Source organism: Curtobacterium sp. 1310, assembly GCF_017834105.1.
In the GTDB taxonomy this organism is placed as follows: domain Bacteria; phylum Actinomycetota; class Actinomycetes; order Actinomycetales; family Microbacteriaceae; genus Curtobacterium.
Genome location: NZ_JAFICY010000005.1, coordinates 38,959 through 53,784 on the forward strand (window position 1 = coordinate 38,959; position 14,826 = coordinate 53,784).

Sequence of the window (14,826 nt, forward strand, 5' to 3'; positions counted from 1 at the left end):
GGCGCGGTGGTGCCGGTCGACCCCGGCGGGTCGACCGGCACCCGGTCAGCTCAGCGATCCACGGGGGACCACTTTCCGTCCATCTCCGAGCGCTCCTCGTCGGTCATGGGTCGGACGTCCTCCGTGCCGTCGGCGTTGCGCGAGACCGCGATGCCGCCCGCTCCGGGGTCCTGTGCGGCGGCAGCCGGGGCGCTCGTCGTGCTCGCAGCGGGGTCGGTCGGTGTCGCGGGCGCGGCGTTCGCGACGGACGTCCCGCAGACGAGGGCTGCGCCCAGCGCGCAGGTGGCGACGGCGGTGGCGAGCAGGTGCTTCGAGGTGGTCATGGTTCCTCCTGGGATCGGGGAGCGGCGGCTGGTCCGGCGCTCCTGAGTCCAGGGAACAGCATGTGATGTGCCAGATCCCACACTCGCAGGTGATCTCTGGACGATGACCACTCGGCGCTCAGCCCGCGTGCTGATCGAGCCGCGCCGCGGTCGAGGGCGGTGCTCAGCGCACCATCCGGACCGCATCGAGCCCGTGCGGGCCGATCGGTTCGTGCTTGACGGTGCCGTCCCGCTCGAAGCCGTTCCGCCGGTAGAAGGCTTCGGCACGCGGGTTGCCGTCGGCGCCCCAGAGGAACGCGGGCGCGGCGCCGATCGCGGCGTCGAGCAACGCCTGTCCGACGCCCGCTCCGTGCTGCGCGGCGAGGACGTAGATGCCCTCGAGCTCGCGGTCCCGTGGGGCCTCGCCGCGACCGGGCCCCGCGGACGCCCAGCCGACGATCGCGTCGCCGACGGTGGCGACGAGCACGTCGACACCGGGCTCGGCGATGATCCCGCGCCATCGTGCCGCGCGGGCATCGACGTCGAGGGCCGCGAGGAACTCCGCCGGCAGGAGGTGGGCGTAGGCCTCGCGCCACGCCTGCACGTGCACGGCGGCGATCGCGTCGGCGTCTCGCACGTCGGCCGACGTCGAACCAGCACCGGCGGCTGGTTCGATGTCGGAGTCCTGGTTCGACGTGCCGCTGCACAACGCGGAGCACGTCGCGCCGTGGGGTTCCGTGGCGCGAGGTGCTCCCGGTTGTGCGGGGCGCCGCCGGCCCCGCCGCGCCAGCCGCGCCCGCGGCCGACCGCGCCGACCCTCCCGCGCTACGGCTGCAGCCGCGCCACGTCCCAGCCGTCGCCGGCGCGGACGTACTGCAGCCGCCGGTGCATCCGGTCGCGGCTGCCCTGCCAGAACTCCACCACGTCGGGCTCGAGCCGCCACGCCACCCAGCCCTCGGGGCGCGGCACGTCGTCGTCGCTCTCGTCGAGCAGCACGTTCGCGTCGTCGATCAGGTCCTGCAGCGTGCGCGGTTCGAGCACGTCCGACTGGTCGGCGATCGCGGTGGCGGCGCGTGACTTCGGCGAGCGGTCGGCGAACAGCGCGTCGGACTCCTCGTCGGACAGCTGCACGGCCCGGCCCTCGAAGCGCAGCTGCTGCATGCTCTCGCGCCAGTACACCTGCAGCGCCGCGTGCGGGTTGTCCGCCAGCTGCCGTCCCTTCGGGCTCAGGGTCGAGGTGCCGAACACCAGCCCGCGGTCGTCGAGCCGCTTCACGTCGACGGTGCGGGCGGACACCCGCCCGTCGGCGCCGGCGGTCGCGAGGGTCATCGACATCGGCTCGGACACCTCGCGCTCCGCGGCGCCGTCGAGCCAGGCTCGGGCGACGTCGAACGGGGACGCGGGAGGCGCGTCGAACTCGGGCAGGTGCAGGGAGTCGTCACCGGAGAGCGAACTGGACATGCCCCCACCCAACCGTGCTCAGTCGGTCCACGTCCAGGTCGCCGGGGGACGACCGCCCCGGCCGGTGGACGTCGGGGAGGCATCGGCTCGGACGAGCGCGGGGTTCGTCCGGAGTGCACGGTTGAGGTTGCCGGCATCCGGGGCGGTCCCGTGGAGCGCCGCGTGGAGTACTGCCGCCGCACTCGTCGGGAAGACGTCACCGAGCAGGGCGCGTGTCATCGGGACGTCCCGCCAGAGCCGGGTGCGCACCTGGTCGAGGGCGGCCCGCACGATCGTGTCGTGGTCGAACGGGAGGCCCAGGTCGCCCCCGTCGGTCGACCTCCACACCACGGGCCCGCCGTCCACCGCGGGTGCCACGACCGCCGCGAACGCGATGCTGATCGCGGTCTCCCGCGGGTCGCGGGACGGGCCGTCGAACGCACCGACCTGTGCGAGGTGCCGCACCGCCCCGGTGCCGATGGCGGCCTTGGTGCGCAGGGCGCGCCGTGCACCGTCGGCGAGGCGTTCCGCAGCGTCCAGGAGCACGCCGGGCAGTGCCTCCCGACCGGCGTACGGGTCGTACGCCCGGCGCGCGGTGGCGACCCGCAGACCCTCCGTCACCGTGAACGACACCGGGACGACGTCGATCGCGATGAGCGGCTGGTCGCGGGTCGCCGTGTGGGCGTCGGTCACACCGATGCCCGGCGGGCCGCGCGGGCGGCGCGTTCGGTGCGGAGCGTCTCGCGCACGTCGGCGAACGACTGGTGCACCCGGAAGCGGCCGTCGACCCAGACGGGCTGGAGCAGGCTGGTCGCCTCGTCCTCGGCGGTGGCCTCGTCGGTCTGGCGGATCTCGCCGGTGTCGTCGCGGTGCAGGGCGATGCGGCCCTTCGCGCTCTTCTTGCCGCTGCCGGTCTTCGGGTCCTTCTGGATGTCGACCGGCTGCCCGTCGACGAGGGCCCACGTGGCCTTCACGGCGCTGCCGAGGTTGTCGCGCGTCATGTACTGGTACGTGTACGACCCGATGCCGAGCACGACGTTGTCGCTCGCGTAGCCCTTCGCGGCGAGGCGCTCGTAGATGCGACGGGCACGGTCGAGCGTGATGCTGTCGCCGTAGATGACGCCGATGTGCTGGTCGAGCACCTTGAAGCCCCGCTCGTTGACGGTGTGCCCGAACAGCTCGTCGAGGAGCTCGACGACGCCCTTCTCCTCGTGGCTGCGCGACGGGTCGGTCAGCGCTGCCTGGTCGACGCCGTGCACGGTGCCGGTGACGATGTCGACCGGGTCGCCGGAGTCCGGGCGGATGACGAGCTTGCCGTCGCGGGCCGTGATGCGGTCCTCGAGCTGCGGGAGCGTCTCGGTGATCACCTTGAACAGGTCGAAGCCGTCGCTCACCGCCGAGACGATGCCGGTCGGGTACACGTCGAGGATCTGCGCGAACGTCTCGAGCTCGCCGTCGGCGCCGCGGACGCACATCACGCTGTGCTCGGTGGCGGGGACGCTGGCCGCCACCCAGCCGTTGTCGCCCGGGTAGTAGCGGTCGATGAAGTCGAGCGACGGCATCGAGTCGGTGCCGAGGAACGACAGCAGGTGTCCGGCACCGCCCGCGGCGGCGGACTCGATGCTCGTCTGCCCGCGGAACGAGAAGTCGTGGGCGGCGAAGTCGATGCTCGCCGGGTCGGCGCCGGTGCGCTCGGCCCACTCCTCCATGAGGTCGCGGTACTCGAGCGCCTTCGTCGCGACGGTCGAGGGGTGCCAGATCGACGCCGACAGGGCGGTCTCGATGTAGTTCGGCAGCCAGAAGAAGTCGTCGAGGGTGTTCTCGACCGTCAGCGTCGCGACGCCGATCGGGGCGAGGGTGCCCTCGGGGAGCGCCCGGATCTCGAGCGGGAGGTACCCGAGGCGGTGCAGGGCGCGGACGTGGTCGACACCGATGTGGTTCGGGCCGAAGTAGCCCTGCAGCGCCTGCTCGAACAACCGCGCGACCTCGTCCTCGTCGGCGGCGAAGAACGGCGCCCACGCCTCGACCAGGTACCGCTGCACGAACGCCTGCAGCCCGAAGACCACCGCGTGGGTCGACTCGGGCATGTGCGCGTTCGAGCGGTTCGTCCAGTTGATCAGGATCCGGGTCGTGCCCTCGGGGTAGACCTGCCGGTGCGAGTGCTTGTACCCGTCGACCGCCAGCAGCGGGGCGATCGGACTCGCGGTGGTGGTGCGGGGCTCGAGGCCCGTCGTGGTCGTCATCGGATCTCCTTCGTGAGGTACGGGCTGAGCGGGACGGTGCGGAGGCCCGGGACGTCCTGCTGTGCGGGGTAGCTGTCGGTGGTGACGATCTCGCCGAAGTGCTCGGCGAGCTGCGGGGCCCGTCCGGAGAAGACGCCGTGCGAGACCCAGAGGCCCAGGCGCTCCGCAGGCAGGCCGGTCGAGCCGGCGAGGCCCGCGAAGGTGCCGCCGCCGTCGCAGATGTCGTCGACGACGAGCAGCCGACCGGTCTCGGGGAGCGGCTCGCACGAGAACCCGTCGAGCTTGCCGGTGTCCGGGTTGCGGTGCTTCTCGGCGCGGAACAGGGGGAGACCGGCTGCCTCGGCGACGAGCGCCGCCCGGGCGACCGCGCCCTTGTCCGGGGCGATGATGCCGCTGTAGTCGGACCCGGCGAGGACCGCGTCGTGCACGACCCGCTCGCTCGGCACCACGGTGAGGCGCTCGACCAGCCCGACGATCACGGGCGAGTGGGGGTCGAAGGCGATCACCTGGTCGATGGCGAAGCCGTTCAGGACGTCCGCGTAGACCTTCGCGCCGAAGGGGAGTCCGCGGTCCTGCCGCGCTCCGGGCAGGTACGGGACGAGCGCCACCGAGCGTGCCCCGCGCTGTCGGACCGCGTCCGCCCACATGCCGAGCATCACCAGGTCGTCGCCGCCGGTGCCGCGCAGGGTCGCGATCTCGGTGGTCGCCCCCGCGTCGGCGTCGTCCCGGACCTTGACGTGTGCCTCGCCCGCGGGGAACCGCATCGTGGAGAACGTCGGTGTCGTCGGTGTGCCCTGGGCGTCCCAGGTGCTGAGTTCGACTGCCATGGTCCGACCGTACCACTGTTCTTGTCGCCATGACAAGAACTTGTCGCCATCAGTGGGCGTACCGCGCGGCGATCCGGTGCATGGCCCGCAGCAGCAGTGGCCCCGGGAGTCGGAGCGCCCACCCCGGCACGAGGCTCCGCACGCGCCGGACGAGCGCGACGGTCCGCCGGAAGCGCCGCTGCTCGCGCGGCCCCCACGCGAAGCCGTACGCGGTCCGCAGGGCGTCCGGCAGCATGCCGACGGTGACGATGCGGACGAGCGGCATCGCGGTGCGGACCCACAGCGGTGCGAAGCGGGGGTGCAGGAGGTCGCGCACGATCCCGCGCGCGTCGTCGGTGACGTGCAGGGAGGGCAGGGTCGCACCCCAGTACACGTCGAAGGAGGCCACCGAAGCAAACCAACCGTCGGCGGGCACGCGCAGGGACGTCGCGATCGGGGCGTAGGCCGCCAGGACACGCTCGGCGTCGTCGGGCGACAGCGGGTCGCCGAACAGCTCGTGTGCCCGTCGTGCGGAGTCGAACAGGGTCGCCGCCACCCACCGCTGCCGGTCGACGTCGTCGGCGCCCTCGACCGGTCGGTGCGCCCGGTCGACGAACGCGGTCGCCACGGCAGCGTCGGTCTCGGTCCCGATCACGACGGCGTAGACGAACATCAGGGTGTGGGCCAGCCGCTGCTGCGGTCGGCGGGCGAAGTCGGAGTGCCGTCGGACCCCGGCTGCGACGACCGGGTCCGCGATCTGCAGCAGGATGGCGCGGCCACCGGCCGCGACGGGTGTGCTGTCCGCCAGCCACCGACGCAGGTCGCGGTCGGCGACGTGACCGTGTGCCGGACGGGAGGCCCGTGGTCCGCCCGTCGCACCGCGTCCGTCCGCCGTCCGGTCGCCGTGGCCGGCGGGGCGGGGGTGGGACGAGCCTCCCGGCCGTCGCGTCACGGGCGTGTCCCGGATCGCCGTGCCCGCCGCAGCGCTGCGGTGTCGAGGAACAGGGCTGCGGCCAGGGCCACTGCGCCGCCGATCAGTGCGCCGACCAGCCACGCGACGCTCACGAGCGTGCCGCCCGCGGCCGCCAGCAGTGTCACGACCAGCCAGATGGCCGGCAGGGGCCACCGGTGCGCCGTCGCGCCGGTGACCAGGGCGAGCACGACACCCGCGACGAGCAGCGGAAGCCAGGCGACCCCGCCGCTCCGGGCACCCGAGTGCGCCGCCGCGGCGACGAGCAGCAGGGACGCCAGCGAGAGGAGCCGGGCCAGCGCGGGCGTCGCACGGACACGGTCGCGGACGCCACGGAGCACGGCCCGATCGTACTGGGCCGTGCTCCGTGGGGGTCGTGCGGGTGTCGTGCTCAGAGCGGCTTCGTGCCGAGGTCGCCGCCGAGGTCCGGACGCTCGGTGTCGTCGTCGTGCTCCCACAGGTCGGGCGAGCCCTCGCGCGGAGCGCCACCGGTGGGGCCGTCGTCGGTTCCGTCGCCCGGCTGGGGCTCGACGGTCTCGCCGGCGACGGCGTCGTTCGTGACGGTCTCGAGGGACTCCTCGGACTCGTCGACCTCGTACGGACCCACGTGCTCGCGGTCCAGGTCGTCGGTGCGGCGCTCCTGGGCGTCGAAGTCGTCGACGGGGCTGATGCCGGGGTCGCTCATGGTGCAGTCCTTCCGTGGGAGGGTCGGGCTCCGGAGCGGGTCGCCGGGGCCGTCGGGCCTTCCTGTGTACGCCGTCCGCCTGACCGGTCGTCCGGTCTGTGGTCGTCCGGTCTGCGCACCCCTCGTCCGGTTTCGCGTCCCGTTCACCTCGGCGTCACCTGCGGTCCACGATCGCGGGTCACACTCGCCGTGCTCGGGGGAGTGGAGCGCGGTCGCCGACGGGTGGTCGAGCGACCGCGCCTTCCCCACCCCGGGTCCGACGCCGGCGCGTCAGACGCGTTCGAGCAGGTGCCGTTCCTCGACGTCGGCCAGCCCGAGGGTCTTGTAGCCGGCGGACTCGAAGAACACCGTCAACCGGTCGTCCTCCGTGCTCATCACCGTCCCTCGACCCCACTGCGCGTGCTCGACGGGCGACTCCGGGGGCCAGGCGTCGTCGTTCGCACCGTCGGCACCGTGGGCGTCCGCGTCCTGGGCGGTCCCGGCCGTGCACGTGTCGCAGTTGCCGCACGGCTCGGCGAGCTCGTCACCGAAGTACCCGAGCAGGAACTGCCGGCGGCAGCCCGAGGTCTCGGCGAACCGGCGCATCATCGCGATGCGCGACTCCTCGATCTCCTCGCGCTCCTTCGCCTGCGCCTTCGCGAGCCCCGCTGCCGCCTCGGCGTCGCGGGGGCCGTCCGGTCGACGGGTGAGACCGTCCTCACCGTCGTCGAGCGCGCCCGCGTCGACGAGGGCGTTGGCCGCACGGCCCGCGGTGCGAGCGGCGAGCCCGGAGCGTTCGGCGAGCTCGGAACGGGCCACCGATCCCTCGGCGGGGACGGCGTCGAACACGGCACGGAGGGTGGCCGGGCGCGGCGAGCCGGACGCGAAGAAGCGTCGGAGGCCGAGGTCCTCGGCGCGGTAGTGCATCGTGGCGAGGCCGACGTCGCCGTCACGGCCGGCACGGCCCACCTCCTGGTAGTAGGCGTCGACCGACTCGGGGACGTCGGCGTGCACGACGAAGCGCACGTCCGGCTTGTCGATCCCCATGCCGAACGCGCTGGTGGCGACGACGACGTCGAGCTCGCCGTCGAGGAACTCGTGGTGGACCCGCTCGCGGTCCCGCACGCGGAGGCCCGCGTGGTACGCCTTCGCCCGGCGACCACTCTCCACGAGTTCGTCCGCGTACACCAGGGTCTCGGCGCGGGTGGCGACGTAGACGATGCCGACCCCCTCGAGTCCGACGACCTGCTCCACGACGGCCTCGCGCTTCGACTCGTCGTCGGCGTGCCGGGCGACCTCGAAGCGCAGGTTCGGCCGGTCGAAGCCGGTGGCGACGACCAACGGGTCCCGCATGCCGAGCCGCTCGACGATCTCGGCGCGGACGGGCGTCGACCCGGTCGCGGTCATCGCGAGCACCGGCGGGCGCCCGAGGCGCTCCACGACCTCGCCGAGCACCAGGTAGTCCGGGCGGAAGTCGTGCCCCCAGCTCGACACGCAGTGCGCCTCGTCGACGGTGACGAGCGCGACGCCGGCGTCGCGCAGCCGCTCGACGACCTCGTCCTTCGCCAGTTGCTCGGGGGCCAGGAACACGTAGCGGGCCTCGCCGGACGCCACGGCGTCCCACGCGTCCTCGAGCTGCCGGCTGCCCCTGGTGGCGTTGATGGTCACCGCGCGCGGGGCGTCCGGGTGGTCCTCGATGCCGACGACCTGGTCCTCCTGCAGGGCCACGAGCGGCGAGACGACGACGACCGGGCCGTCCAGGGCGAGCGCGGCGACCTGGTAGATCGCGGACTTCCCCGAGCCGGTGGGCATGAGCGCCAGGGCGTCGCGACCGTCGAGGACGGCGTCGACGACCTGTTCCTGCTCGGGGTGGAGGTCCCAGCCGAAGACGTCGGCGGCGCGGGTACGGAGTTCCTTCTGCACCCGTCGACCGTGCCCCGTGCCGCCTGGCCGACCATCCGGCGACTGCGTCCCCCGGCCACCGGGGGGCGCGAGGGAGGTGACGGGGGTGGGGCGTGCCTCCCGGCCGGCGCTCCGCGGTGCCGACGCATCCCGCGGCCGAGCGGGCGCGACCGGTGTCCGGACGGACGTGCTCTCCGTCCATGTGGCGGCGCTAGGGTGGTCGCGGCCGTTGTCTCGACATCGAGCGACCCTCGACGTTGAGTGCGCGACCCGATGACCGATGCCGATCGCACGAACCGTGCGGGAAGAAGAACAGCGTGGATCTTTTCGAGTACCAGGCCAGGGACCTCTTCGAGTCCTACGGCGTCCCTGTGCTGCAGGGCATCACCGCCGACACCCCGGAAGAGGCGAGGGCGGCCGCCGAGCGGATCGGCGGCGTGGTCGTCGTCAAGGCGCAGGTGAAGGTCGGCGGTCGCGGCAAGGCCGGCGGCGTCAAGGTCGCGAAGACCCCGGACGAGGCGTACGAGCACGCCGAGGCGATCCTCGGCCTCGACATCAAGGGCCACACCGTGCAGCGCGTGATGGTCGCCCAGGGTGCGGACATCGCCGAGGAGTTCTACTTCTCGGTGCTGCTCGACCGGGCGAACCGCTCGTACCTGTCGCTCGTCAGCGTCGAGGGCGGCATGGAGATCGAGCAGCTCGCGGTCGAGAAGCCCGAGGCGCTCGCGCGCGTCGAGGTGAACCCGCTCACGGGCATCAACAAGGAAGCCGCGCTCGACATCGCGCGCCAGGCGAACTTCCCGTCCGAGCTCCAGGACCAGGTCGCGGACGTCTTCGTGAAGCTCTACGACGTGTTCGCCGGCGAGGACGCCACCCTCGTCGAGGTGAACCCGCTGGTCCGCACCGGCGACGGGCAGATCCTCGCCCTCGACGGCAAGGTGTCGCTCGACGACAACGCCGACTTCCGCCACGAGGGTCACGCGCAGCTCGAGGACACCGCGAGCGAGGACCCGCTCGAGGCCAAGGCGAAGCAGCACGGCCTGAACTACGTGAAGCTCGACGGCGAGGTCGGCGTCATCGGCAACGGCGCAGGGCTCGTCATGTCGACGCTCGACGTCGTCGCGTACGCCGGTGAGCGCCACGGTGGCGTGAAGCCCGCGAACTTCCTCGACATCGGCGGTGGCGCCTCGGCCGAGGTCATGGCGAACGGCCTCGACGTCATCCTCGGCGACCCGCAGGTGAAGAGCGTGTTCGTGAACGTCTTCGGCGGCATCACCGCCTGCGACGCCGTCGCGAACGGCATCGTCGCCGCACTCGGCATCCTCGGCGACTCGGCGACCAAGCCGCTCGTCGTGCGCCTGGACGGCAACAACGTGGACGAGGGTCGCCGGATCCTGGCGGAGGCGGCGCACCCGCTCGTCACCGTCGCCGAGACCATGGACGATGCGGCCGAGCAGGCCGCCGAGCTCGCCGCGGCCGCGGCGTAAGGAGCACCAGAGCAATGTCGATCTTCCTCAACAAGGACTCGAAGGTCATCGTCCAGGGCATCACCGGCGGCGAGGGCACGAAGCACACCGCGCTCATGCTCAAGGCCGGCACGCAGGTCGTCGGCGGCGTGAACGCCCGCAAGGCCGGCACCACCGTCACGCACGGCGACGTCGAGCTCCCCGTGTTCGGCTCGGTGCGTGAAGCCGTCGACACCACCGGTGCCGACGTCTCGATCGTCTTCGTCCCGCCGGCGTTCGCGAAGGACGCGGTCATGGAGGCCATCGACGCCGAGGTCCCGCTCGTCGTCGTCATCACCGAGGGCATCCCCGTGCAGGACTCCGCGGAGTTCTGGGCGCACGCGAAGGCGCTGGGCGGGAAGACCCGGATCATCGGCCCGAACTGCCCCGGCATCATCACCCCGGGGGAGTCGCTCGTCGGCATCACCCCGGCGACGATCACCGGCAAGGGCCCGATCGGTCTCGTGTCGAAGTCCGGCACCCTGACCTACCAGATGATGTACGAGCTGCGTGACCTGGGCTTCTCGACCGCCATCGGCATCGGCGGCGACCCGGTCATCGGCACGACGCACATCGACGCGCTCGCCGCGTTCGAGGCCGACCCGGAGACGACGGCGATCGTCATGATCGGCGAGATCGGCGGCGACGCCGAGGAGCGCGCGGCCGACTACATCAAGGCGCACGTCACGAAGCCGGTCGTCGGCTACGTCGCGGGCTTCACCGCGCCCGAGGGCAAGACCATGGGCCACGCCGGCGCGATCGTCTCCGGTTCCGCCGGGACCGCCGAGGCGAAGAAGCAGGCGCTCGAGGCCGCCGGCGTCAAGGTCGGCAAGACGCCGTCCGAGACGGCCGCGCTGCTGCGCGAGGTGGTCGCCGCCGCGACGGCGTAGCGGTCCGCACGACCCGACGGACGGGAGGCACGGTGCCGGTGGGCACCGTGCCTCCCGTCCTGCTGTGGACGGTCGGCCAGTCTCCACAGGTGCCGCGCGGCTCGCTCGGTGACCGCGGGACGGCACGTACCCTGACCACGATGAACCGCCTGGGAACCGCACTGTTGGCCGCCGTCGAGGCGATCGTGACGGTCGGCGTCGGCGTCGGGATCGCCCTCGTGCCGCTGACGCTGCTCTGGGGCTTCGAGTACGGGCTGCAGGTCGACTGGGACGTCTTCTGGAAGGCCGCGGGCAGCGTCTGGCTCGTCGGACACGGCGTGGACGTCACGTTCCACCTCGGGACGGCCACGGCCGGCGCGTCCGGCATCGAGGGTGCGGGCGACCCCATCCACGTGACGCTCGCGGCCCTCGGCTTCGCGGTCGTGACCGCCTGGCTCGGGGGGCGGGCCGGTCGGCGGTTCGCCGAGACGGAGCACCGCACGACGGGCCTGCTCGTCGGGACCGCCGGCGTGGCCCTGCTCGGACTGGCCATCGCGTTCTCGTCCACCTCCGCCGCGACCGACCCGGTCGTCTGGCAGGCGATCGTGTTCCCGGCGCTCTGGTTCGCCGTCCCCGCACTCGTGACCGCCGAGGTGTGCCGCATCCGCCGCGGGCTGCCGGCGGACCCGCTGACCGCCCGGTTGCTCGACCAGGTCGGCCGGGTGCCCGTGCTGTGGCGCACCACCGCCGGCTTCGCCCTCCGAGCTGGCACCGCGGTGACCGCCGTCGTGGTCGCGGCCGCCGGGGTGGTCGTCGCCCTCCTGCTCGTCACCTCGTTCGCCGAGGTCATCGCCCTGTACGAGCGTTCGCATGCCGGGGTCATCGGCGGCATCGCGCTCACCGTCGGCCAGCTCGCGTTCCTGCCCGACCTGGTCGGGTGGGCCGTCGCGTGGCTCGTCGGTCCCGGGTTCGCCATCGGCACCGGGTCGAACGTCTCGCCGATCGGCACGGTCCTCGGCCCCATCCCCGGGATCCCGGTCTTCGGCGCCCTGCCCGCCTCCGGCCACACCTTCGGCCTGCTCGGGGTGCTCGTGCCCGTCGTCGCCGGGTTCGTCGTGGCCGGACTGATGCGGCCCGGGCTCGTGCGCGCGCTCGGCTCGTCGGACAGCCCGCTCCGCCGAGCGCTTGCCGGAGCGGCCACCGGTGTCGTGGCGGGCGTGCTGACCGGGGTGGCCACGGCGCTCACGTCGGGGTCCCTCGGCCCGGGCCGACTCACCCAGGCCGGGCCGGACGGCCTGCTCGTCGGCGTGTTCGCGGCCCTCGAGGTCGGCGTGCCGGCGGCGGTGGCGCTCGCCGTGGGGAGCGACCTCGTGCGGCTGCCCGAGCGCTCCCGAGGCCGCGAGCGCTGGATCGAGGCCGACGAGGACGCTGCCGACGACGCCCGCGCCGGCTCGCTCGTCGCCGCACTCGACGAGGCCGGTGCCGGGCGCGCCTCCGCGTCCCACCGGTTCACCGTCGAGGAGGCCCACGACTCGTCGACCCGTGCTGCCGTGCCGTCGTCGGGTGCTGCCGCGGCCGCATCGGACGACCACCCGACGGAGCCGATCGCCGACACCGACACCGACGCAGCGCACGACGGCGGGCGCGAGCCCGTCGCGTCGCAGAAGCCCGAGCCCGAGCACGAGCACGAGCACGAGCCCGTCGTCGCCCGTCGCACACCCGTCGCGGAACCGGACGACGTGCCGCTGCCGGACTGGGCGCGGACCGACGCGGTCGCCGCCGAGCGGGTCGCTCCCGCGCCGGCCGCCCCCGCCCGCAGCGGCATCAGCGGACTGCGGGACCGGCTCCGTGGCGCCGCCGACGACGTCCGCGCGCGTGCCGGCGACCTGCGCGACCGTGCCGGCGTCCTCCGCGGCCGCGTGGGCGGGACCGGCGCGGGCGGCACGAGGGACGACGGACCGCGACCGGCTGACGAGACGCTCCCGCACGCGCCCGGCACCGAGCAGCAGCCCGCCTTCCCGTGGAGCACCGAGGAGTTCGTCGCCGGCCGTGACGACGCCGACGAGCCCACCCCGGCGACGAGCGCACCGGCAGCGCCCGCGTCCGGTGGCACCCGCTGGGACCAGACCGACCAGATCGCCGAGGACGAGCTGCCCTGGTGGCGCCGTCCGAAGCACGACGCCTAGCGCTCCTCGGCCGCGCGCCGTCGGACCGGTCAGCGCTGCGCCGCGGGCCGCACGACGATCTCGTTGACGTCCACGTCGGGGCGCTCGGCCACGGCGTACTCCACGGCGCGGGCGATGGCGTCGGCGGAGACGGAGTCGGCGCGGTAGGCATCCATCGCGGCGGCGGCCGTCGCGTCGGTGATCGTAGAGGCCAGCTCCGACTCGGTCACGCCCGGTGAGATCGTCGTCACCCGGATTCCTCGGGGCGACTCCAGGCGGAGGCCCTCGGTGATCGCCCGTGCCGCGTACTTCGTGCCGCAGTAGACGGCCGCTGTCGGCGTGACGCTGTGGGCACCGATCGACGCCATCGTCACGAAGTGGCCGGCGCCCTGCGCGAGCATCGTCGGGAGGGTCGCCGCGATGCTGTGCAGGAGCCCGCGCACGTTGACGTCGATCATCTGGTCCCACTGCTCGACGAGCCCGGAGGACAGGGGCGAGAGCGGCATCACGCCGGCGTTCGCGACCACCACGTCGATGCGCCCGAACCGTGCGGTGGCCGCGTCGGCGAACGCTTGTGTGGAGGCGAGGTCGGTGACGTCCGTCGGTACCGCCAGGGCCTGGCCGCCCGCGCCCTCGATCTCCGTCACGAGGGATTCGAGACGGTCGACCCGGCGAGCCCCCAGGACGACGGGGTGACCGGCCGAGGCGAGCCGGAGCGCGGTCGCCCTGCCGATACCGCTGGAGGCACCTGTGACGAGCACGATCTTCCGGCGTCGCAGCACCATGCCGCCGTGGTGCAGGACGTCGTCGCGGAAGTCGCCGTCCGCGGTGAAGCCGGTGTCGTCCCGGTACTCGACGTGGGCTCCGGCGACCTCGTAGCCGCCGGTGTACGCGGCCTCGCGGTCACCGCGGGCCTCGACGTACCGGCCTCCGGTGCGGAGCTCGTGACGGACGCGGCCGTCTTCCGTGACCCAGAGGCCGAGGTAGGGGTGGGGGGTGGTGGGAGTGTCGTCGTTCACGGAGCCAGCGTCCGTCTCGTGTGCAGGGCTTCCCGTGCCGGGTCGTTCCGGGGTGTGCCACGACCAGGGAGGCGGTCGCCGTCGGAACTACCCTGTCAGCGTGCCGTCGTCCTCTGCCGACCTTGCCCTGGGCGCGTACCTGCGGGCGATCCGCGGTCGTCTCTCCCCGGAGGCGCTCGGCCTGCCCTCCGGCGGGCTCCGCCGCGTGGCCGGCCTCCGGCGAGAGGAGGTGGCGGTGCTGGGAGGCCTCAGCGTCGACTACTACACGCGCCTCGAACAGGGGCGCGAGATCAGCCCCGGGTCGGCGGTGCTCGACGGCATCGCCGACGGGCTCGAGCTGGAGGGCGACGAGCGCGACCACCTCTTCACCCTCGCCGGGCTCGTCCCGCCGCCGCGGCGGTCCCGCGCACCCGGCTCGGTCTCACCGGCTCTCGGTCAGCTCCTCGACTCGTGGTCCGCGCACCCGGCGTTCGTGATCGACCCGGCCCACGACGTCCTCGCAGCGAATGCCCTCGCCCGCGGCGTCCACGCACCGTTCGCCCGGTTCGACAACCTCGTCCGGATGACCTTCACCGATCCGGTTGCTCGCGACTTCCACGTGGACTGGTCGAGGACCGCGGACTCGACCGTCGCCAGTCTGCGCGCCGCGACCGCCGAGCACGGAGCCGACCCCGGCCTCCTGGCGGTCGTGGCGGAGGTGCGCGGACGCAGCGACGAGTTCGAGGAACGCTGGAGTGCGCAGCGGGTGCAGCGGAAGGCCGTGACGACCAAGCGGTTCGTGCACGGGGAGGTCGGTGGGCTGGAGTTCGACGCGCACACCTTCGCCGTGCAGGGGTCGCCGGGGCTGCAGCTGGTCGTCTACGGCTGCGCCCCGGGGTCCGCGACAGCGCAGGCGCTCCCGCTGCTGGCGATCGGCGGGGCGGTCGTCCGCCGCTAGGCTG

Annotated in this window: 15 protein-coding genes; 4 read left to right on the top strand and 11 right to left on the bottom strand. The window is 73.4% G+C overall.

The annotated features are described in order from the left end of the window. Positions 1–50: 50 nt before the first annotated feature. The 10 genes from JOD95_RS12870 to JOD95_RS16980 all read right to left on the bottom strand — a co-directional run bounded on the left by JOD95_RS12870 (position 51) and on the right by JOD95_RS16980 (position 8,348). On the bottom strand, positions 51–323 hold the full coding sequence (locus JOD95_RS12870; protein ID WP_209685324.1) for a hypothetical protein: 273 nt from the start codon (positions 321–323) through the stop codon (positions 51–53). Between the two features lie 163 nt (positions 324–486). Then, on the bottom strand, positions 487–939 hold the full coding sequence (locus JOD95_RS12875; protein WP_307810443.1) for a GNAT family N-acetyltransferase: 453 nt from the start codon (positions 937–939) through the stop codon (positions 487–489). Between the two features lie 188 nt (positions 940–1,127). After that, the gene (locus JOD95_RS12880) at positions 1,128–1,763 is read right to left on the bottom strand and encodes a pyridoxal 5'-phosphate synthase (RefSeq protein ID WP_209685326.1); all 636 of its coding nucleotides are present in this window, start codon (positions 1,761–1,763) and stop codon (positions 1,128–1,130) included. 18 nt (positions 1,764–1,781) lie between these two features. Continuing rightward, positions 1,782–2,435 (bottom strand): NUDIX hydrolase, encoded by a 654-nt coding sequence (locus tag JOD95_RS12885; protein ID WP_209685328.1) that lies wholly within the window; start codon positions 2,433–2,435, stop codon positions 1,782–1,784. Next, positions 2,432–3,985 (bottom strand): nicotinate phosphoribosyltransferase, encoded by a 1,554-nt coding sequence (locus JOD95_RS12890; protein WP_066656882.1) that lies wholly within the window; start codon positions 3,983–3,985, stop codon positions 2,432–2,434. Before JOD95_RS12890 ends, JOD95_RS12885 begins: the two co-directional genes overlap by 4 nt. After that, on the bottom strand, positions 3,982–4,812 hold the full coding sequence (locus tag JOD95_RS12895) for a hypothetical protein (RefSeq protein WP_066656877.1): 831 nt from the start codon (positions 4,810–4,812) through the stop codon (positions 3,982–3,984). The genes JOD95_RS12890 and JOD95_RS12895 overlap by 4 nt, the downstream gene beginning before the upstream one ends. A 49-nt stretch (positions 4,813–4,861) precedes the next feature. Further along, positions 4,862–5,743 (bottom strand): oxygenase MpaB family protein, encoded by an 882-nt coding sequence (locus JOD95_RS12900; protein WP_209685330.1) that lies wholly within the window; start codon positions 5,741–5,743, stop codon positions 4,862–4,864. Then, complete coding sequence (locus JOD95_RS12905; RefSeq protein WP_209685331.1) at positions 5,740–6,102, bottom strand: hypothetical protein; 363 nt, start codon at positions 6,100–6,102, stop codon at positions 5,740–5,742. Before JOD95_RS12905 ends, JOD95_RS12900 begins: the two co-directional genes overlap by 4 nt. A gap of 50 nt (positions 6,103–6,152) precedes the next feature. Further along, positions 6,153–6,446: a hypothetical protein gene (locus JOD95_RS12910; RefSeq protein WP_066656863.1), complete on the bottom strand. Its 294-nt coding sequence runs from the start codon at positions 6,444–6,446 to the stop codon at positions 6,153–6,155. 270 nt (positions 6,447–6,716) lie between these two features. Then, on the bottom strand, positions 6,717–8,348 hold the full coding sequence (locus tag JOD95_RS16980) for an ATP-dependent DNA helicase RecQ (protein WP_066656860.1): 1,632 nt from the start codon (positions 8,346–8,348) through the stop codon (positions 6,717–6,719). Between the two features lie 296 nt (positions 8,349–8,644). Here JOD95_RS16980 and sucC point away from each other — a divergent pair, with 296 nt between their 5' ends. The 3 genes from sucC (at position 8,645) to JOD95_RS12930 (ending at position 12,887) form a co-directional block, all read left to right on the top strand. Next, a complete protein-coding gene (gene sucC / locus JOD95_RS12920; RefSeq protein WP_066656857.1) occupies positions 8,645–9,814 on the top strand; it encodes an ADP-forming succinate--CoA ligase subunit beta in 1,170 nt (389 codons plus the stop codon). 14 nt (positions 9,815–9,828) lie between these two features. Then, positions 9,829–10,722: a succinate--CoA ligase subunit alpha gene (gene sucD / locus JOD95_RS12925; protein WP_066656854.1), complete on the top strand. Its 894-nt coding sequence runs from the start codon at positions 9,829–9,831 to the stop codon at positions 10,720–10,722. A gap of 140 nt (positions 10,723–10,862) precedes the next feature. Continuing rightward, positions 10,863–12,887, top strand: coding sequence for a DUF6350 family protein (locus tag JOD95_RS12930; RefSeq protein ID WP_209685333.1), 2,025 nt, complete (start codon positions 10,863–10,865; stop codon positions 12,885–12,887). A 29-nt stretch (positions 12,888–12,916) separates the two neighbouring features. Here JOD95_RS12930 and JOD95_RS12935 read toward each other — a convergent pair whose 3' ends face one another. Further along, positions 12,917–13,885 carry an SDR family NAD(P)-dependent oxidoreductase gene (locus JOD95_RS12935; RefSeq protein ID WP_209685335.1) on the bottom strand — a complete coding sequence of 323 codons (969 nt, stop codon included), beginning with the start codon at positions 13,883–13,885 and terminating at the stop codon, positions 12,917–12,919. A gap of 100 nt (positions 13,886–13,985) precedes the next feature. On the opposite strand from JOD95_RS12935, the gene JOD95_RS12940 reads away from it, so the two are divergent. Next, a complete protein-coding gene (locus JOD95_RS12940; RefSeq protein ID WP_066656850.1) occupies positions 13,986–14,822 on the top strand; it encodes a helix-turn-helix transcriptional regulator in 837 nt (278 codons plus the stop codon). The last annotated feature ends 4 nt before the right edge of the window (positions 14,823–14,826 follow it).

What these genes read in the sequence shown, in the direction of transcription:
- JOD95_RS12870 (WP_209685324.1), bottom strand. Translation starts at nt 323, where the DNA reads ATGACCACCTCGAAGCACCTGCTCGCCACCGCCGTCGCCACCTGCGCG.
- JOD95_RS12880 (WP_209685326.1), bottom strand. Translation starts at nt 1,763, where the DNA reads ATGTCCAGTTCGCTCTCCGGTGACGACTCCCTGCACCTGCCCGAGTTC.
- JOD95_RS12890 (WP_066656882.1), bottom strand. Translation starts at nt 3,985, where the DNA reads ATGACGACCACGACGGGCCTCGAGCCCCGCACCACCACCGCGAGTCCG.
- JOD95_RS12895 (WP_066656877.1), bottom strand. Translation starts at nt 4,812, where the DNA reads ATGGCAGTCGAACTCAGCACCTGGGACGCCCAGGGCACACCGACGACA.
- JOD95_RS12910 (WP_066656863.1), bottom strand. Translation starts at nt 6,446, where the DNA reads ATGAGCGACCCCGGCATCAGCCCCGTCGACGACTTCGACGCCCAGGAG.
- sucD (WP_066656854.1), top strand. Translation starts at nt 9,829, where the DNA reads ATGTCGATCTTCCTCAACAAGGACTCGAAGGTCATCGTCCAGGGCATC.
- JOD95_RS12930 (WP_209685333.1), top strand. Translation starts at nt 10,863, where the DNA reads ATGAACCGCCTGGGAACCGCACTGTTGGCCGCCGTCGAGGCGATCGTG.